An 18,251-nucleotide genomic window follows, 5' to 3' on the forward strand; every position below is an offset into this window, starting at 1 on the left:
GAACCCGAATTCAAAATGCCACGTCATCGATTGTAGGAGATTTGCGAAGGTGCGCTAGTGGCCGATTGCTTCCTGTCAAGAATGTCAGTACCCGACCCAACGCTGCCACCTCTGCAAGAGGCGATTTTTTCGTTTTATTCATCGAACTTATGTGAATCTGGTATTAGTGCGATGTGATTGGCGCGGTTTATCGATTAATGGATGAAAGGCCGACGGCCGTAAAGGGTTCCAGAACATTCTCCTGCGGCGAGGATTCTCCACGTACCTGATCGACCAGCCGCGCCGTGGCGATGCGGGACGCAGCCTGGTTGAAACGACGATCAAACCGGTGCCGAACGAGCAACTGTGGTTCAACCAATTCCGCATCGGCCTGTGGCCCGAAAGCTTCAAGGGCAGCCAGTTTCCTCGTGGGCAGGCGGCATTGGAGCAGTTCTTTCAGTCGATGACGCCCAATACCGGGCCTTACGACATTGACGTCGCATCCAATGGCGTTTGCGCTCTGTTGGAAAAGACCGGGCCGGCCATCTTGGTCACCTACAAACTTGATGGACTGGATATTGCTGCCAACGTTTACACCCCGGCGAAAGGAAGCCGGAATACATAACAATGCTGGTGGCCATTTTTGGCACCACCATCAGCCCTATCTTTTTTTCTGGCAGGCATCGCAGGAAGTTGAAGACATGGCCGCCGCCCCCGATGCCCGGCCACTGATTGATGCGCCCGACCAGGCACGAAGCAGCTTTAGCCGCATTCAAGCGGATACGATCGTGGGCATGGGATTCTCTAACATCATTGCTTTTTTTATCATGTTGACCACGGCCGTCACACTCAATATGCATGGTGTCACAGACATTCAATCATCCTCCCAGGCGGCCAGTGCCTTGCGACCGATTGCGGGGGAGTTCGCTTTTTGGTTGTTCAGTGGGGGCATCATTGGCACCGGCATGTTAGCGGTCCCTGTGCTGGCCGGCTCGGCCGCTTATGCAGTGTCCGGCACAACTGGTTGTGATCGCTATGTTCTGGGGCTTCATTGCGATGTAGAGCATCTTCTACGTGGTACTGCATCTGTCGATCCAGGAGACCACCATGTTCGGCAAACTCGACCTGCAATGCATCGACACCCTGTGACGCCCGCTGTTTCGCTTTTCTCGGTGGCACATCGAAGATCGTGGTACTGACTCGTCCTGAATAGGGTTTACACCTTCTGGCTTCTTATCGGGAATAGTGAACTGTCGGAACTGAATCGGGTCTACGACACATGGAAGATTCAGTAACAACATGGCCGGCGGTGCTGATCAAATCAACCGGGCCAGCCCTTAAAGCACTCAGTAGGAATCAAACATGTCTAAGACGCTTGTTGCTATTTTGTTGTCCGCCGTTGTTGGTATGGTTGCCGGTAATGCAATGGCTGCTGATGGCCAGTGGAAAAAAGATCACCCACGTCGAGCTGAAGTAAATAGTCGTCTGGCCAACCAGAACAAGCGTATCCATAACGAAGTCAAAGAGGGTGAAATTACCAAGGCACAGGCGGCCAATCTGCATAAGGAAGACCACCAGATTCGTCAGGAAGAACGGAGCATGGCTAGCAAGAATGGCGGGCACATCACCAAGCAGGAGCAAAAGCGGCTTAACCAGCAAGAAAATGCGGTAAGCCACCAGATTGGTAGCTAGGTTCAATTTTGCTTCTTATGAATGGGTCTCTGTTTTGAGACCCTACACCCAGAACAACCTGCAAAGATGAGAAAAAGGCCAACGCTTAGCGCTGGCCTTTTTATTGTTCGCGAGAAGACGTTTAAAGCTCTCTCCTCGCTCGCCGCCGGTAAACGGACAGTTTTAACCATGGATCAGGTGGCCTCGCAGTGTTCAGTGTGGTTCAAAGAAATGTTCCATGGCAGCAACTCGCTCACCCGATTGATCGGGTGCTCGGCAACGTGCTCAAGCACGTAGGTCAGGTACGCCTGTGGGTTCAAGCCGTTTAGCTTGGCAGTTCCCACCGGGCTCGGGTGATGGCTGGATGTTCAAAACTATCGTCCGGGTCATGTTGCGCGACGACATAGCGAATGCCGTTCACCAGCTCTTGGGCGCGTTCGAACACTGGCAGCATTAGCGGCGGCGGCAATGATCCGGCTCTTGCGTTGCCCCCAGTTGCCGGCGGGGAGGGTTTAAGCATCGAGGCTCGGCTTTTCAGAGGCGCGACGGTCAAGCAAATCGCGCAACCAACGGCATCGTTCGCCGCGTCGATGTGGGCGCGTGCTGATTGCAGCGCCTGCTTGGTCGAGATAGCTGCACTGCAAACCTTCGTCAGTAACGGTGGTAGCGATCAATGGGCGGCCGGCTAAAGAGTGTTCGCGCAGCTATATTCAAGCGACGAACAAAAATGTAGAGGCGCGCATGAGACAACGGGGCGAACGATATTGGGCATGGGCAGATCCGGCGCTGCACTGCAGAACGCATGATGAAACGCTCGATGATGGAACGACCATAGATGTACAAGTAAGGCTTTCCAGCGCGGGTAGCACTCAAATGTTCATCGGAGTTTACGCAACCAGCGGCATGCACATTTTTGAAGAAATCTGTGATTGCCGCCCTGGCGAATCAATGACTCGGGCCCTCGCTTGGGGAGTTGGGCGCGCTCGTCGTGTGGCAACCGAGGCGGCACTGCACAAAGGCATAGATGAAAAGTAATCACCTCTTAAACACCTCCTTTACCGATTATCCTCTTCTTCGAACTTCACAGAATCTGCAGGTATCTATCAAGGCATACACTTCAGTGGCCTTTGTCATGAACGACCATCGTAAAAGCCAAGCATTGACGGCGTGGGAAAGATTGTTCAACCAACCCGAAATTCGGATGGACGCCGAAGAGCAGTATGAGGCGCTGCTGCGGCTGGCGGATGATTTTGAAGAAGACGGAATTATCAGCCCTGAAGAACGAAGAGCGCTCATCGAGAAGGCAACGGTTTTCTACGCGCAATCTGTTGCGGGTGTAGGCGAAGGCACCTAGCGCTGGAAAAAGTAATGCGCGCGCTTTGTGCGTAAAAAATGAACAGCAGCTGTCCACCCTGGCTCTCATCTATTTGAACACCGGTAAAATCACACGAAAAATCGTGCCCTGCTCCAGCGTCGACTCGACCTCTATTGTCCCACCATGGCCCTCTACGATCTGAGCGGCTATGAATAATCCCAGCCCGAGACCAGACGATGCTCCTTGCGCTCCCTCAGAATACTTGGAATAACGACCTTCTGGATTGAACAGAGAAGGCAGTTCGCTGGGAGGAATAGGCTTTCCGTAATTTTGCACGCAAAAGCGCGCAGTGGTGCCATCCCCGTCCAACGATACATAAATTGGAAGATGTGCGTTTCCGTGTCGCACCGCGTTACCAACAAGATTCGAGAAAACTTGTGCCATGCGTGATGGGTCGTACAGGCCCGCTACCGATTCCGTATCGGTGAATACGATTTGCGCTCTGGGATGGGCGATCGTGAGTTCTTCAACGACTGCCCTGCACACAGGAGTCAGGTCAGTGTTTTCCGGTCGCACCGGGATACCAGTGCCCAAGTTACAGCGCGCCAGGTCAAGCAGGTCGTTCACTATCTGGTTTGCGTTTTGAACACTTGTAGAAATCTGCGAAATTATTTTTTTTCCGCGGGCGCCCAGTTCTTCAGTTTGTCTCAACAAATCCGCGCCGAGCGTCACGGCACCCAAGGGTGTGCGAAGGTCGTGGCCTAACACGCCCAAGACTGTTTTTCGAGTGGTTTCCACCGCTCGCCCATACGCTGCTATCGACTCGACAAGCGCCTGATCGATGGCCTCGTTGAAGCGAATCATGTCCAAAATTTGATGGTCTTCCCCTGCGTATCCTTGGGCTAACCATAGCCTGAGGACACTCGACCTGAGGGCGCGGTATTCGGAGACCATTTGGTCCATCGTGAAACCTGCCACCAGGCGTGTAATGGCGTGACTTTGTGCGGCTGATTCTTCCTTTTTTACAGGGCCGAGTCCGAGGGACTTATCGATCTGCTCTTGAGAGGTTTGAGAGCTAAGCATATCCAGGGCAACAGTCCGCAAAATATACTCAGCGTGGTTCCTCAAACCTGGTTGATCCAGAGGAGGCAGCGGGGTATCCACAGACCTGGCAAATTCTTCCCATGCTTGCAAAATAGGCTCAAGGTTTTTGAGGATGAAATCTGAAAGTCGCATGGAAAACCCTACTAGCGTCCTGATTATGACGTTACCAGTCAGACAAATTCAGTCGATAAAACCAGATTAGCGGAACGCCAAAAATCGGCAACCGACCACTGACCGTTGGTCAGTTGTTTGGAACGCATACTATCGTCGATACCACTAAGTGAGACAAAGGGGAGCTATGCCCATGTCACCATCAGTGTTGGTCGTAGAAGATGATGAAATAATGCGTTCTCTGATGGCTGACGCGATTTCGCTGCTGGGTGTCAGTGTGACGGAATGCGCCACGGCCGATGAAGCTATCCCCATTCTGGAAGGCCCGGCTTCCATAGTTCTAGTGATAACCGATATCTTCATGCCGGGCAGTATGAATGGACTGGAATTGGCAAAAATGATTTGGGCGCGTTGGCCAGACCTGCCGGTTATCGTCACCTCCGGTCATAGGTCAGTACTCGACGGGCTACCGACTAACGCAATGTTTCTGAGTAAGCCGTGGACAACCGATTTGTTGCATCACGCGGTTAGGACGTATTTACCTGAGTAATGTCCCGTGCCCAGGCGCGTGATGTGCCTAATTAATACTGGATTCGCTGACCGGTTTGCGCTTGCCCAAAACGTAGCAGATGGTAATGAATGTCGGTGCCTGTGGGCTGGTGGCGGAAGTGATCGCCAGCAGTTTCCAGCCGTCTTTTTGAATGGCGGTATTGGCTTCCTGTGCGCCAAACACCTCGATCACTTAATAGGCTTCGTGCATTTCCATAGAGGCAGCTCCGTGTGGGCGGGGTACTGTGGAGTGTAGGTCGCCACTCGGCCTTTGCTTGCACTATCGAATGCACGGCATGCTCATACAAGTTAGGAGCTCAGCGATATTTTTCCGGGTCTAAGTTGCCGGGGATTATGCACGCCAAGACGCTGTCTTGGCAGCGGGTAGGCCAAGGGGTGAAACCATGACAACACACACATTAACCATTAAAAACTTGCAGTTGAACGTTTCGATCCGTGGTCAAGGCTCACCGCTGCTCTTGCTCAACGGCCTGGGTGGTTTGATACGTACTTTCGATCCCCTGCGCTATGAACTAGCGGGCTACACGACCATTACGTTGGACGTGCCCGGGGTCGGCAAATCGCAAACGCCCCGCTGGCCGATGCGTCTGCCGCGCCATGCCGACCTGATCGCCGAGATGCTCAAGCAATTGGGATTCGACCAGGTCGATGTGTTCGGCGTGAGTTGGGGCGGTGCATTGGCGCAAGAATTCACCCTGCGTTACCCGAGGATGGTGCGCCGGCTGATCCTCGCGGCGACCTCGGCCGGCCCGGCGATGCTGGTGAAGCCCGCCGACATACTGGATTTTTTTGGCAGGAGCGAAGGCGCCAAACTGCGCAAGCAAGAAGGCTCGCGCAACTCGATAGGGACGCTGCTGCGCTTCGGTGTGGTGAACGGCATGCTCACGGCCAACCCGCGAACCTATTACTACCAGCTCACCGCCTTGGTCGGCTGGACCAGCTTGCTGCGGTTGTTCCGTCTGCGCCAGCGCACGCTGATCCTCACCGGCGAACGCGATCCCCTGGTGCGGCTGTACAACGCGCACATCCTGCGCAGCACCATTCGCCGTGCCGAACTGCGCGTCCTACAGGGGGAGGGGCATTTTTTCGTGGTGACCAGCGCCAGGCGAACCGCCGAAGCGATACGCGAATTCCTCTGCCAGCAATTCGGGGATGAAGAGCCCGTGCTGATGATCGCCAAGGGCATGTTCAAGCCACGTCTGCTGCAATCCGAGCGGAATTGATCGCTGATGCTTGCTAATGGGCTTGCCCAAGGTCGTGCAAGCCCATTAGCAGGCTGGTGAAAAACATAGGCGAGGCAGGCCAGATGATTCTCAGATTTATTATTCCCTCCCAAACGACTGCTTTGGCCGGAAGCGATCGTTAGTCGTAGAGAGGATGTGCTATCAGGCTGTATACCCTCGTGAAATCCAATATCGGCTGTGTTCATGAGGCAACACGGCCTGAGGAAGCTAGGGCGTAAAGCCCTAGCAGATAGCAGATGTCACTATTTCTTTTTCGCCGGCTTTTCTGCCTTCTCTGATTTCTTAGCCTTTTCTGGCTTGCTATCAGCTTTTTTTGCAGATTTCTTTGGTTCGGCATCTTTTTTCTTGTCTTTCTTATCGGAAGATTTCGAAAGAGCCGAGGCCGCAGCTGATTTCTTTGCCGGTGATGCCTTTTTGTCTTTCAATTCCTTGTTGACGTTCGAAGCTTCACCTTTGCTTTTCTTCTCGTCTTTAGCCACGTTGACCACCTCTCGGAGTATGCCGGTATTGGCAAATTGCCTGTGGGATTACCCACTAGCTGATCATTAGGCGAGCGCGTCTAAAAGCGGTTCAAATTTTTTTGATGCGTCGAGCCAGGTTTTGGGTGATGCCCCGATAGGTACTGAGGGCTGGACATCCTAAATAGGTTGCATATTTCTACCCCCATGTCCGCTTCTGGCCGTTTTCTGCCTGTCGCCACCAGCAGCAATAGGTATCTGTCCAGCGAGACAAACCGCCAACCTACACTCCAACCCCCACCTTTGTACGGGGCCGAGCGAGTAGAAAAACGTGGTTTTCGCGTCCCAAAGAGGTCTCTACAAATGAACGACCAACCTGAACTTTCCCTTCGTTTAATCTCCGCGCCAGATGGCACTTTTAAACACCGCTATATTGATACACCGTCGCACTCCAATACTGGCTGCCGTTACGTTTTTGGCGAACCCATCCATCGGCCACCAGTTGTTTGGCGATCATTCGATTCATAAAGCCATGACCGAGCAGCAGAACCGGTCCTTCGTTGGCAAGGGACTGAAGTCGTCGGGCTGCCGTGCTGGCGCGCATCCTCGCAGTTTCGTCGGATTCGACGCTGCGTGAGTAACCGCACAACCATAAGACTCGAAGGATAAATGCCCAGGTAAACGGCGATAGCCGTGGCAGTTTCCAGTGACCATAAGGCAGTTGCGCTTCACAGAAAAGCGCGTCGACAAGGGCGGGCTTCAGGCCAAGAGCCAGGACGGAGGTCAGCGCACGAGGCGCGCTGCTTGAGACAATCACCTTGGCGGTTGCGGCGAGCTGCATGCTGGCATCCGGGACTGGTTGGTTGGTAATTTCGGACCGGTTGTATTGCTCGATCCAGTCTTTCATATCGAGCGCTGAAATTTTGTCGGTTGCGACCAGTTTTGGCTGGCCGTGACGCATCAGGATTATTTCCCTACTCACTGTATGTTTACGTCCTTGTTCAGGTGTGCGGTCAATGTGGAAGAAGTGCGGTTCCGGGAACTTAAGGTTTGATTCTCAAACCAATCGTGATCGCGGTACCACGCCACCGTGTCGGTGATTGTCAGCTCTAGTGGCCGGAAACTCAGGCCAAGCTCTTTTTCACTCTTGCTGTGGTTGAAACAGGTGCGGTCCTTCTCTCGTACCAACAGGCGCAACGTGGCCATGCTCAGCAGAATGGGCTTGCTGGTAATACGCGCATACATCTCCTGCACAGCCGCCAAGGTGTATAGAAAGGGGAGCGGTAGTTGTCGAACGGGTGTCTTGACGCCTGCTATACGTCCAAGCATAGGCACCAGCTCACGCATTGTCATATGCCGGCCCGCCGCGAGATAGCGCTCACCTCGCCGCCCATGTTTGGCTGCGGCAATCTGCGCCAATGCCACATCGCGGGCATCGACAACGGAGAAACTACCGGGGATCAGTCCGGGCAGTTTGCCGAGCACGACATCGTTAACCAACTGTCCCGAGGATGTGGGGCCCAGGTCGGCTGGGCCCCACATCCAGCCAGGCAGGACCATGCAGGCATGCATCTCGGGATGGACCTCCAGGAACGACAAGACGACACGGTCGGCGAGAATCTTGCTACGGTAGTAGTCATCCGCATCGGCGTCGGCCCGCAGACATGTCTCATCGATGGACGTGCCAGGTGCGCCGTCGAGCACGGCAATGGAAGACGTATGGATGAACCGTCGTATACCGGCGCGGTAGGACTGGTTTAGCAGGCGCCGCGTACCAGACACATTAATCTTTTCGAGTTCCTTCCAGTGGCTGCCGCCCTTGTAGTTGTCGCGAAAGAACGCCGCGGTGTGAAACACCGTATCGCAGCCTTGCAGCGACGCTGCGAATGCGTCGACATCGGCCATGTCCCCAACGACCAGTTCCACGTCCGGCAAATTGTTGAACTGCTGTTCACCTTTGGCTCTTGAACGGACCAGGGCTTTGACCGCGTAACCACGAGCGACCAATTCACGCACCAGGTTGTTGCCCAACAAGCCGGTTGCGCCAGTAACGAATGCGCTGTGCATGGCTCAACCCTCAGCTGGATAGGCTAGCGGCATCAGCACCGCACTGTCGAAGAAGGCCTCTTCACGGATGGCCAGCCCGTCTCTGAAGGTGAAGTGTGCGGCGTAGTACGCGGTAATATGGCGCCCATGAGGTGGAATCACCCGGCCTGGCAGCACCAAGGGTGCGGCGAATGTGCCGGTCAGGAAGGCAGTCAGCGCCAAACGATCGTTACCGACGGCGAATGGGCTGAAAATCACTTGGGCATCGGGGAGCGCTTCGAGCAATGCGATCTCTCGTTTTCGCATGGCTTCGCGACCGGTTTGTATCCCCATGCTATCGAGGTAGATGAAGTCTTCGCAAACCAGCGCAAGCATCGCCTCCACATCACGGCGATTGAAGGCACTGGCGGCGCGTTCCGCATAGTCGTTGGGGCCAGTAGTCATACAGTCCATTCCATTCCATTCCATTCGTCTTCGAGGGCTTGTAGATATACCTTTGAGGCCTCTCCCGAAAAACAGCGACTACTGCATAATGGATTTGCACATATGCAGACCAGGGAGGATATGAAGCATGGCGTTGCAAGCAAATTGGGACGATCTTCGTCTGTTGTTGGCAGTCTCGCGGCGTGGCAGCTTTCTTCAAGCTGGCCAGATGCTGGGTATTGCGGCGTCTACTGTGTCCCGCCGGTTGACCCAACTTGAGAGCGCCCTGGGCGAGCTACTCGTCGAGCGGGGCGTTGAAGGATGCTGGTTGACCTCACGCGGCCAATCCCTCGTGGAAGTTGCCCTAGCGGCGGAGGCGGGCTTGAGGCGTCAAACCGTTGCTGGCATGTCCGGGCTACACACAGAGCTATTTGGCAGTGTCCTGGTCAGTGCAGGAGAGGGATTTTCGTCTTGCGTGCTGGAGGCTGCGAGTCGCTTCACCTCTCTTCACCCGCGTTGCTCGGTGGAGTTGATGGCAACAGCCGACTTTCACAAGATCGTCCGCGGCGTGGCAGACATTGCTGTACGCACAGCTCATCTAGGCGAACCGTCGCTGATTTATCGACCAATAGGCTGGCTCGCTTACGGTGTCTTCGCCGATGCAGGTTATCTGAAACGGTACCCAGGGGTGACTCCGGCCACTGCGGTCAATATTGCCTTGCTTCCTCCGCTGGACATGTTGCCGCAAATGCGTGCGGCAAAGGCCGCGGGTCTGGAACGCGCGCAGATCAGCGTGAACTCGTTCGCGGTTCAGCTTGAATCGGTTAGGCGAGGAATGGGTGTGGCCGTACTGCCCCGTATTCTGGCGAAGGACCTGATCGAGTTGTTCCCGGATCTTCAACTTCCAGATATGGAAGTCTATCTGGTGACCCGGCCTCAGGCATTGAAACAGGCTCACATTAAATGTTTTTTTGCCATCCTGGAGCAGGTGCTGCTCGAAGCCCTTTCCATAGAAAATGTGGAAGGTTACCTCTTGGGGGGCGACCTGAAATGGGTGCATGGGGGCGCTAGCCAAAATAATTGAGATTGGTTCAGTTATGACATCAGCTAACGAAGTTACCAATGAAACTATGACCGGCAGAGATCGACCCAAGGGAGACATTCATGGGTTGCAACTATTCGGCTGATTTCTGCCTGTCGCGATGGGACTTTGCGCCCGGGTTTATCAAAGGCGAGGCTGATCCAGCTTCCAACGGTCAGCCCGCTTTTTTTTACTTACAGGCTGCTGACCAGTTGCGCCCCGTCTACCGACAGCACCGCACCGCTCATGTAGCTGCCAGCGTCACTGGCGAGAAGCAGAAAAGGGCCTTCCAGTTCGCTCAACTGTCCCAAGCGACCCATAGGCACTGCACCACGGATATAGGCCTGTCCTTTTTCGCTATCCATAAAGTCGTCGTTAATCTCCGTCTTGAAACAGCCCGGAGCGATGGCGTTGACGCGAATTTTGTGGCGTGCCAATTCCAATGCCAGCGACTTGGTCAGCTGCACCACACCGGCTTTGGCTGCACAGTAATGGCTGCCACCGGTTATCACGCGCAAACCGAGCATCGAGGCGATATTGACAATGCTGCCGCCTCTTGCGTCCTTGGCCATGCGCTGGGCTGCGCACTGGGCCACGCGCCAGACGCCATCGAGGTTGGTGGATAGCATGTGGCTCCAATCTTCCTCACTGATTTCCAGCACTGGCTGACTGTTGCCGATCCCGGCATTGTTGAGCACGACATCGACCACGCCGAACGCCGCTTCGGCGGCATCAAAGGCGGCCTCCACGCTGGCTCGGTCGGTGACGTCCAGGCTCACTGCCAGGGCTTGGCCACCGCCCTGCTGGATGTCGCTGGACAATTGTTCAAGACGCTCCAGGCGACGCGCGGCCAGTACCACTCGCGCACCGGCGTTAGCCGCTACGCGGGCGAGATGGGCGCCAATGCCGCTGGAGGCACCGGTGACCAACACGGTCTTACCCGTCAGGGAAAAACTTTGCAGAAAGTCCATCAATGCACCTCGAACATCAGCAGGAAACGGCGAAAGGCGTGGCAAGACGCGGTGAAGGGTTTCATGGTTTATCGATCCTTGTAGAGAAGGACTCCCATCGCAGAGATGGATGTCGGTCCAGGGAAGTCAGGCGCGCAACGACTCGATCAACTGTTCACGCAGTTCGGGTTTGCCTGCGTAAGGATCGGGCGGGTTGCGTTGCTCAACGATTGCGTCGAAACGCTCGCGCGCGTAGTTCCTGGCCTGGGGATGCGAGTAGATATAGAGGTGATCACCGCCACGCGGGCCTTGTAATTTTTCATGACGCCACCTCGATCTATTTCATGGGTCGTATACAGCCAGAGTTACGCGATATGGAGGGCGTCGCTCGTGCGAGCAATCGTGTGCGTGCCCGGTCTGAATACTGCTCCTGCTTTGTAGATTTGCACCCGCTCTTGACGGGGGGGATGGAGAAGCGCAGAAAAAGAATTGTGGTCGTACTTAGTGAACGGACTGCTGCTGGGTAAACGGGGGCCGGCTTAATAGGGATTGACTGATTTTTGCCGAAAGCAGCCTCTCACGAAGGCTCACAATCGACCAATTACGGTCATCCATCGTCGACGAAATCAGGGACGACTCAGTTCACCAAAACCAAGGGGTGGCAAACCAAAAAAAACCGTTGAGTGGTGATGCTGAGGAGTCACTGTGGACGAGGAGCATATGCTTGAGAAGAAACTACAGTGGGTCTCCTCTCACACCACCCACGCACGGTTCGATACAGGCCACCGGCGACAGCAGTTTGCCCCGCCCAAAACTACTTCAAGTGCCCCGCACCACCCAGCCAACCTGGCGCGCCTTTCTGCAACCATTCAGTGGCTGCGGAATTGTGTCTGATGCGGCTATCCAGAAACGCCACACCAATTGCCTGAATCGCAGCAACTTGCTTGGGATCCGGGGCAGGCTCGCCCATCGGACCATGGAAACCGCCGCCGGATTTTGCGCCGTGCTTGTGCCCTCTGCCTTTGGAGGCACCGCCGGACGCATCGCTGCCCTTGTCGGCCTTTTTCCCCGGCCGGTTGAACAACTCGGTACCGGACAAGGTCTTGTGCGTCGCTTTGTCCAGCTCCAGCTGAACGCTGCCAGCCACCGTCACCGACTCGCCCAACACTTGTCGCTGGCGGTAGGAACTGACCCAGTTGAACGGATCTTCATCTTCCTGACCGGTCATCGACAGCACGGGCGCCGACATCTGGGCGAACACTTCTCTGCGGGCGTCGGCGTCCGCATAAGGGCTGAGCAGCAACACGGCTTTGGGCTGAATCGCGACGCCCGACGTAGCGCCAGGTTCCAGCGCCCCGGCCAAAGCCTCAGCGGTCTGCGCCCCGAGATCAAAGCCGGCCACCACGACCTGGTTCCAGTCGATGGCAGCCAGTTGCGCGTCTCCTTTCGCGGCCCGTGTCCGAACTTCGGTCAGGACTTCCTGCAAAGTAGACAACCTGTCGCGCAAGGCGGCGGCAGTGTAGTGACTGCTTGCCACTGCACGGAAGTCGCCATCCAACGCCTGCTTCGACGAAAAAATCGACTTATCGTAGGCGTGCCCTTGAACAGACAGCACCGCATAACCGGCTTGTGCCCAAGCGTTGCGCCACACCACGCCGCCCGAGGCCGACTCACCCAATCCCGGCAAGTAAATAATCAGCGGCAAGCGCGCATGGGTAGCCGGTGCCAACCACACCACATCAACCGAATGCTGATCGAGTTGCCACATAGCGTCCCAGCCAGATGTTTCGTTGTGAGCCGGTTGATAGGCGGTGGCCAGGTGTTCATTGACCCGCTCGGTAAATTTGATCCGTGGGTTTGGCGGATCGCCCGCACAACCAGAGATCAATCCCAGACTGCCCACTAAGGTGCCCACCGCTAGCCAGTACCGAGGTTGAAAGTTCATTCGATTCACAAACTCGTCCAGATCAAGTTGGCTAGCAGCGTAACCGCACCGCTGGAAAATGAGGTGTAAGGACAGGTAAAGAATGGGTAAAGGGTGATGCCTGGCTTGATGCGTGATGGAGCCGCCGGCTCGAACTTTCATCAATTCACTCTATGCACTCACCATAGATGACTTCATGTCATCCATCCCTTGAAAATCCATCCTTTGTCAGGTCTCTGTGTGGCGCTCTCTAATGCCGAAAAGCTGAGTGACCCCGATCACTCATTTCAACAATAAAAGCTCTTTCAGGAGATTGTATGCACAGTGGTCCCACTCTATTGCTGGTGTTGTTCTGCGCCATCATTCTGATTGTTTTTCTAATCGTCAAAGTGCGTGTCCACGCCTTCCTGGCCTTGACCGCAGCGAGCTTCGTGGTAGGCATCGGTTCAGGCATGCCGCTGGCGCAAATAGCCTCTTCATATGAAAAAGGTGTCGGTGGAACACTTGGGTTCCTGGCAACGATCATTGGCCTTGGCGGCATACTCGGCAAGATGCTTGAAGAGTCCGGTGGCGCGGAGCGCATCGCCCAGACGCTATTGAGCGCCCTGGGTAAAGAGCGTGCCTCATGGGCCATGATGCTTGTCGGGTTTATCGCGGGAATACCTGTGTTCTTCGAGGTTGGATTCGTTCTGCTGATTCCCCTGATCTATGTGGTCGCCAAAGAGACCCGGATCAACCTTCTGTACCTGGGCGTGCCTTTGGCCGTGTCGCTAATGGCGGTTCATTGCATGTTGCCCCCGCACCCTGCCGCTATGGCCATCACCGGGCTGCTGGGCGCCGATGTCGGCAAGGTGATTGTGTATGGCCTCATTATCGCGCTACCTACTGCCATCATTGCCGGGCCGCTGTGGATCAAACTGGTCTGCAAGAGTGAAGCGCCTGACACTCAAGAAGCTTTTCTGGACGAGCATTGCGATGACAGCGCGACCCGGGACTTGCCAGGCCTTGGCTTGACGCTGCTGACCATCCTGTTGCCACTTCTGCTGATGGTCGGCAAAAGCTTTGCGGCCGGATTGCCCCATGACTCCGGGCTCTTCAGCATCGTTTCGTTCCTGGGGACGCCGCTGATCGCACTGTCCATTGCGGTGGTCTTCGCTTACTGGGCGCTGGGTTTGCGCCGCGGCTTATCAATGCCTGACTTGCTCGCGCACACTCAGAAGAGCTTTCCTCCGCTGGCCAGTATTCTGCTGATTATCGGTGCCGGGGGGGCATTCAACGGCATCCTGGTTGACAGTGGCGTGGGTAACGCACTCTCTGGCTCGTTGACGCAATTGAATATGAATCCCATCGTCCTGGCATGGTTGGTGGCAGGGTTGATGCACTTCGCCGTCGGTTCAGCGACGGTGGCAATGATGAGCGCCGCCGGCATGGTGATGCCGATGCTAAGCGCTCATCCAACCGTGAGTAAGGAAATTATCTGCATTGCCATCGGTGCCGGCGCCATAGGCTGGACCCATGTGACGGACTCCGCTTTCTGGGTGGTCAAGGAGTATCTGGGGGTCTCGCTAGCCGAAGCGTTGAAGAAGTTCACCTCGGCCACCGTACTGGCTTCATTGATCGCGCTGGGGCTGACCCTGCTGCTGGCGCAATTTGTTTGATCTCACCCGTATTTTCATCCTGATTATTTAAAGGGACCACGTCATGATTTTGGGAAGACCCCTTGAAAGCTGGTACGCCAGTTATCCGTTGATTCGCGATCTGGTCGCGCTGCAAGAAACCACCTGGTTTAACCCTGCCGTGGCGCCGGTCGCGGAATCGATTGGCGATGTGGGGTTGACGGCTGAAGACGTCGCCGATGCCAGCGCGCGACTGACGCGTTTTGCTTCTTACCTGCGGCGGGCGTTTCCGGAAACGCAATGCAGTGGCGGCATTATCGAATCGGATATTGTGCCCGTGCCTCACTTGCAGCAGTTGCTTGGCGAGCGCTACGGTCTGGCGTTGGAAGGGGCGCTGTGGCTCAAGCGGGACAGCCACCTCCCGATTTCGGGCTCCATCAAGGCGCGCGGTGGTATCTATGAAGTGCTCAAGCATGCCGAAGACCTGGCGTTGGCCGCGAATCTGTTGACGCTTGACGACGACTACGCCGTGCTGGACAGCGATAAAGCGCGTGCCTTTTTCGGTCAATACAAAATAGCCGTTGGCTCGACCGGCAACCTTGGCATGTCCATCGGCATCATGGGGGCGGCGTTGGGTTTCCAGGTGACCGTGCATATGTCGGCGGATGCGCGGCAATGGAAGAAAGACAAGTTACGCTCACACGGCGTTACCGTTATTGAGTACTCCTCCGATTACAGCGTGGCCGTTGCGCAAGGCCGCCAACAAGCGGAGTCCGATCCAGCCTGCCATTTTGTGGACGATGAGAACTCGGTCAACTTGTTCCTGGGCTACTCGGTGGCTGCCGAGCGCCTGAAAAAGCAATTGGCAGCGGCTGACATCACCGTGGATGCGCAACATCCATTGTTTGTTTATCTGCCCTGCGGGGTGGGTGGCGCGCCTGGCGGCGTGGCCTTCGGCCTGAAGCTGGCCTTCGGCGACGCTGTCCATTGCATCTTCGCCGAGCCCACACACTCGCCATGCATGATGCTGGGCGTCTATACCGGTCTGCACGACGAAGTGAGTGTGCAAGACTTCGGCATTGACAACGTGACGGCTGCCGATGGCCTCGCCGTCGGACGCGCGTCAGGTTTTGTCGGCAAGGCCATGCAGCGCTTGCTTGATGGTTTCTACACGGTCAGTGACGAGGAAATGTACAGTTTGCTGGCCCTGATGGAGCGCAGCGAAGGTGTGCGTCTTGAGCCATCTGCGCTCGCCGGCGTGCCCGGCATAGCCAGGGTTCAGGCCGACCAGCAAAGCTACCTGGCTCGCATGGGCCTGGACAGCCAGGCCATGACGCAAGCCACCCATCTGGTTTGGGCAACGGGCGGCAATATGGTGCCTGGCGACGAGATGGACGCTTATCTGGCCAAGGGCCGTGAATTGCTCGCCAAAGGTTGATCGGGCCTGAATGGACCGCAATTGCCTGATCTCGACAGAGCTCTCGCTGATTTAAGCGTAAACCGAATGTGGCAAGATGAACGTCTTGCCGCATTCGGTACGTTTGACCGTTGGAAATGCGTACAACGCAAAGCGGCTTTTGGGTTTGAGGGAAAACTGTCGTGCTCAACCTTCCTCCTCGTATCAGCTCCAGGCTCAACAGCAGCCAGTTCGCGAACCTTCACACCTTTTTGGTTGCCGCTCGTCATCTGAGCTTCGCCCGTGCGGCGCAGGAACTGTGCTTGACTGCAAGCGCCGTGAGCCACCGGATAAGTCGGCTGGAAACCGCGTTAGCCATGAAACTGTTCCAGCGCCTGACCCGGCAGGTCAGCCTGACCGACGAAGGCGAGCGTATTTTCGAAATACTCCAGAATACGATGGGAGAATTGTCCGAGGCACTTGAGCAATCGTCACAGGCGGAAATTGCCGGCTCGATCGCGCTCTATGTAAGGCCGTCCATCGCCCAATGCTGGCTGGTTCCGAGGCTGGCTGACTTTATTGAGCGTTATCCTTTGGTGTCACTGGATCTGCGGACAGGCAACGACAATGTCGATTTTCGAACCCGTAAAATTGACCTGGCCCTGTACTATGCCAATGGCGAGTTTCCAGGGCTGACGAGCTATCGGTTTATGCGAGAGCGGCTGGCCCCCGTGTGCAGTCCTGACTATGCGCGACGCCATCAGTTGGAAGAGAACCCGGACAACTTAAGGTACTGCACAACCTTGCATGACTCCCTGGCCTGGGACCATGCGGCCTATGATGCTGAGTGGACGCTTTGGGCAGAGCAACACAACCTGCTCGCGGCACTTCCCAAACGTAGCTTGACCTTCGATCGCTCTGATTTAAGTGTGACGGCAGCCATGAACCACGCCGGCATTGCGATTGGCCGTCAGCAGCTTGTGCAGAAGCGAGTCGATTGCGGCGAGCTCGTTCTGCCTTTCGCTGGATTCAGCCGCTCGGGCCACTACGATTATTATCTGGTTCACCCACCGCTCGGTACTGTTCCCAAGCGATTACTGGTTTTCATGAACTGGCTACGAGAATGCGCGCGTCAATCATCCCCCTGGATGAGAACGACGGTGAATCCGAAAGCCCTTCATGACCTTTCAACGTCGTAATCAATGGCGTTTTTTCTTGTGGTGAGGGTAGGGGAGAGAGATTTACGAAGTGACGGTACCTCACGAGATAGCGTTCGATGTGTAATCCAATCTACGACACGGGAACCTGAAGCAGCCCTTGGTCAATGTCCGCTTCTGGCCGATTGGTGCCTGTCGCGAAGGGCAGCAGTCGACCCAAAGCTGACCCTCAGGATTCAGTACTCTCAAACCCTGTCTGCGAATTTGCACACCACTGACGACATATTGGTACGTCTGGAGAGGGGCATGACCACCACGCAAAAACTGACTCAAACAACGCTAAGTGCAATGCCAGGTCAATCAAAGGTTATGGGTTGTCATGAAATGAAAAAGCGCTGTCGCCAAATGAAAGGCTGGCGCACGCCCCGTCTATAAACTCCTCCCCAAGCTTGCGCAGCAAGCCCAGCTATTTGGCTGTTGGCTCTCACGGGCGCGAAAGATCTTTGGAGAAGTCTGCGCATTTCCCACGAATGGAGAAGAGACAATGAGTGAGCGGTCGATAACGCAGTTCTTTTCCCACGACCTGCTATGCAGTCGCTCTAATAAAGCTGGCATTTAAAAAATACGCTCCTGGAACTACATTGCGGAAGACAAAAATAAGTAATATTTTTTGCGATTTGTTTTTTGTTGCATTTATGAATTTTATAATCAAAAAACCATGACAAACTTTGCAGAGATATCACTTCAATACCCTCAATGCTGGAAGCTCGATATAAATAATCGAATCCTGTTCGATGGCGCCAATCAAATACACTTGACAAATATCGAGAGCGTAATTGTAAAAAGCATGCTCCTCAAGGAGGAGCGTGTAATCAGTAAAGCAGAGCTGATTAGTAGTATTGGGAGAAATCCAGACCTCTATCGCGGCCTGCAGATGAGTTTGAGTAGACTGCAAATAAAATTCAAGAAAAGCGCTGGAGGAAGGCATCTCTTTCGCGCAGTCAGAAATCGCGGCTACTGCCTTACTCAAACCATACATAGTAATCGGGAGCCGTCCCGGGGATTTACGTGAGGTAAGCGGCAATACACCCCTCATATGGTCATATGGCTGATGATGACTAACGAACTTATGAATTTAGGGATGGCCGTGGACGCAGCGTTCAGATGAGGGAGTTCACTTTTTACGATTGACCTTGCGCTTGGATA

The 18,251-nt window shown here is 55.1% G+C and carries 20 protein-coding genes and 2 pseudogenes; 12 read left to right on the top strand and 10 right to left on the bottom strand.

Annotation, left to right across the window (positions count from 1 at the left end; all coding sequences use genetic code 11):
- Positions 1 to 208: 208 nt before the first annotated feature.
- The 3 genes and pseudogenes from CES87_RS26070 to CES87_RS26080 all read left to right on the top strand — a co-directional run.
- Positions 209 to 550, top strand: a pseudogene (locus CES87_RS26070) (alpha/beta hydrolase); the annotation flags it as partial.
- A gap of 130 nt (positions 551 to 680) precedes the next feature.
- Positions 681 to 1,178, top strand: a complete 498-nt coding sequence (locus CES87_RS26075) for a divalent metal cation transporter (RefSeq protein ID WP_256591088.1) — start codon at positions 681 to 683, stop codon at positions 1,176 to 1,178.
- Positions 1,179 to 1,341: 163 nt separating this feature from the next.
- On the top strand, positions 1,342 to 1,671 hold the full coding sequence (locus tag CES87_RS26080; RefSeq protein ID WP_128608369.1) for a hypothetical protein: 330 nt from the start codon (positions 1,342 to 1,344) through the stop codon (positions 1,669 to 1,671).
- 173 nt (positions 1,672 to 1,844) lie between these two features.
- Here CES87_RS26080 and CES87_RS26085 read toward each other — a convergent pair.
- Positions 1,845 to 2,000, bottom strand: a pseudogene (locus tag CES87_RS26085) (transposase domain-containing protein); the annotation flags it as partial.
- Between the two features lie 60 nt (positions 2,001 to 2,060).
- Here CES87_RS26085 and CES87_RS26090 point away from each other — a divergent pair.
- The 3 genes from CES87_RS26090 to CES87_RS26100 all read left to right on the top strand — a co-directional run bounded on the left by CES87_RS26090 (position 2,061) and on the right by CES87_RS26100 (position 3,004).
- Positions 2,061 to 2,339: a hypothetical protein gene (locus tag CES87_RS26090; protein ID WP_128608370.1), complete on the top strand. Its 279-nt coding sequence runs from the start codon at positions 2,061 to 2,063 to the stop codon at positions 2,337 to 2,339.
- Between the two features lie 52 nt (positions 2,340 to 2,391).
- Positions 2,392 to 2,685: a hypothetical protein gene (locus CES87_RS33635; RefSeq protein ID WP_128608371.1), complete on the top strand. Its 294-nt coding sequence runs from the start codon at positions 2,392 to 2,394 to the stop codon at positions 2,683 to 2,685.
- Positions 2,686 to 2,782: 97 nt separating this feature from the next.
- Positions 2,783 to 3,004, top strand: coding sequence for a hypothetical protein (locus tag CES87_RS26100; protein WP_128608372.1), 222 nt, complete (start codon positions 2,783 to 2,785; stop codon positions 3,002 to 3,004).
- 69 nt (positions 3,005 to 3,073) lie between these two features.
- Here CES87_RS26100 and CES87_RS26105 read toward each other — a convergent pair whose 3' ends face one another.
- A complete protein-coding gene (locus CES87_RS26105) occupies positions 3,074 to 4,201 on the bottom strand; it encodes a sensor histidine kinase (protein ID WP_128608373.1) in 1,128 nt (375 codons plus the stop codon).
- Between the two features lie 172 nt (positions 4,202 to 4,373).
- Between CES87_RS26105 and CES87_RS26110 the strand changes: the two genes are divergently transcribed.
- The gene (locus CES87_RS26110) at positions 4,374 to 4,730 is read left to right on the top strand and encodes a response regulator (protein WP_128608374.1); all 357 of its coding nucleotides are present in this window, start codon (positions 4,374 to 4,376) and stop codon (positions 4,728 to 4,730) included.
- Between the two features lie 27 nt (positions 4,731 to 4,757).
- Here the strand turns inward: CES87_RS26110 and CES87_RS32435 are convergent, their stop codons facing one another.
- Positions 4,758 to 4,922, bottom strand: coding sequence for a hypothetical protein (locus CES87_RS32435; RefSeq protein ID WP_178081483.1), 165 nt, complete (start codon positions 4,920 to 4,922; stop codon positions 4,758 to 4,760).
- Between the two features lie 211 nt (positions 4,923 to 5,133).
- Between CES87_RS32435 and CES87_RS26115 the strand changes: the two genes are divergently transcribed.
- Positions 5,134 to 5,973: an alpha/beta fold hydrolase gene (locus tag CES87_RS26115; protein ID WP_128608375.1), complete on the top strand. Its 840-nt coding sequence runs from the start codon at positions 5,134 to 5,136 to the stop codon at positions 5,971 to 5,973.
- 263 nt (positions 5,974 to 6,236) lie between these two features.
- Here the strand turns inward: CES87_RS26115 and CES87_RS26120 are convergent, their stop codons facing one another.
- From CES87_RS26120 to CES87_RS26135, 4 genes are all read right to left on the bottom strand, one after another.
- Positions 6,237 to 6,482, bottom strand: coding sequence for a hypothetical protein (locus CES87_RS26120; RefSeq protein ID WP_128608376.1), 246 nt, complete (start codon positions 6,480 to 6,482; stop codon positions 6,237 to 6,239).
- A gap of 388 nt (positions 6,483 to 6,870) precedes the next feature.
- Positions 6,871 to 7,413 (bottom strand): histidine phosphatase family protein, encoded by a 543-nt coding sequence (locus CES87_RS26125; RefSeq protein ID WP_128608377.1) that lies wholly within the window; start codon positions 7,411 to 7,413, stop codon positions 6,871 to 6,873.
- Positions 7,414 to 7,430: 17 nt separating this feature from the next.
- Complete coding sequence (locus tag CES87_RS26130) at positions 7,431 to 8,519, bottom strand: SDR family oxidoreductase (protein WP_128608378.1); 1,089 nt, start codon at positions 8,517 to 8,519, stop codon at positions 7,431 to 7,433.
- Positions 8,520 to 8,522: 3 nt separating this feature from the next.
- The gene (locus CES87_RS26135) at positions 8,523 to 8,942 is read right to left on the bottom strand and encodes an ester cyclase (RefSeq protein ID WP_008154664.1); all 420 of its coding nucleotides are present in this window, start codon (positions 8,940 to 8,942) and stop codon (positions 8,523 to 8,525) included.
- A 127-nt stretch (positions 8,943 to 9,069) separates the two neighbouring features.
- Between CES87_RS26135 and CES87_RS26140 the strand changes: the two genes are divergently transcribed.
- A complete protein-coding gene (locus CES87_RS26140) occupies positions 9,070 to 10,005 on the top strand; it encodes a LysR family transcriptional regulator (protein WP_128608379.1) in 936 nt (311 codons plus the stop codon).
- Between the two features lie 191 nt (positions 10,006 to 10,196).
- Here CES87_RS26140 and CES87_RS26145 read toward each other — a convergent pair whose 3' ends face one another.
- Together CES87_RS26145 and CES87_RS26150 are read right to left on the bottom strand one after the other, a co-directional pair.
- On the bottom strand, positions 10,197 to 10,973 hold the full coding sequence (locus tag CES87_RS26145) for an SDR family NAD(P)-dependent oxidoreductase (RefSeq protein WP_128608380.1): 777 nt from the start codon (positions 10,971 to 10,973) through the stop codon (positions 10,197 to 10,199).
- A 793-nt stretch (positions 10,974 to 11,766) separates the two neighbouring features.
- Positions 11,767 to 12,897, bottom strand: a complete 1,131-nt coding sequence (locus CES87_RS26150; protein WP_128608381.1) for an alpha/beta hydrolase — start codon at positions 12,895 to 12,897, stop codon at positions 11,767 to 11,769.
- A gap of 296 nt (positions 12,898 to 13,193) precedes the next feature.
- On the opposite strand from CES87_RS26150, the gene CES87_RS26155 reads away from it, so the two are divergent.
- The 3 genes from CES87_RS26155 to dsdC all read left to right on the top strand — a co-directional run bounded on the left by CES87_RS26155 (position 13,194) and on the right by dsdC (position 17,087).
- Positions 13,194 to 14,534 carry a gluconate:H+ symporter gene (locus CES87_RS26155; protein WP_128608382.1) on the top strand — a complete coding sequence of 447 codons (1,341 nt, stop codon included), beginning with the start codon at positions 13,194 to 13,196 and terminating at the stop codon, positions 14,532 to 14,534.
- A 43-nt stretch (positions 14,535 to 14,577) separates the two neighbouring features.
- Positions 14,578 to 15,930 (top strand): D-serine ammonia-lyase, encoded by a 1,353-nt coding sequence (gene dsdA, locus CES87_RS26160; protein WP_128608383.1) that lies wholly within the window; start codon positions 14,578 to 14,580, stop codon positions 15,928 to 15,930.
- A gap of 161 nt (positions 15,931 to 16,091) precedes the next feature.
- Entirely contained in the window at positions 16,092 to 17,087 is a 996-nt protein-coding gene (gene dsdC, locus CES87_RS26165; RefSeq protein WP_128608384.1) for a DNA-binding transcriptional regulator DsdC, read from the top strand.
- A 697-nt stretch (positions 17,088 to 17,784) separates the two neighbouring features.
- On the opposite strand, the gene CES87_RS32440 is transcribed toward dsdC, so the two are convergent.
- Entirely contained in the window at positions 17,785 to 18,129 is a 345-nt protein-coding gene (locus tag CES87_RS32440; protein ID WP_178081484.1) for a hypothetical protein, read from the bottom strand.
- Between the last annotated feature and the right edge of the window lie 122 nt (positions 18,130 to 18,251).

The organism is Pseudomonas sp. ERMR1:02, assembly GCF_002277815.1.
GTDB lineage: Bacteria > Pseudomonadota > Gammaproteobacteria > Pseudomonadales > Pseudomonadaceae > Aquipseudomonas.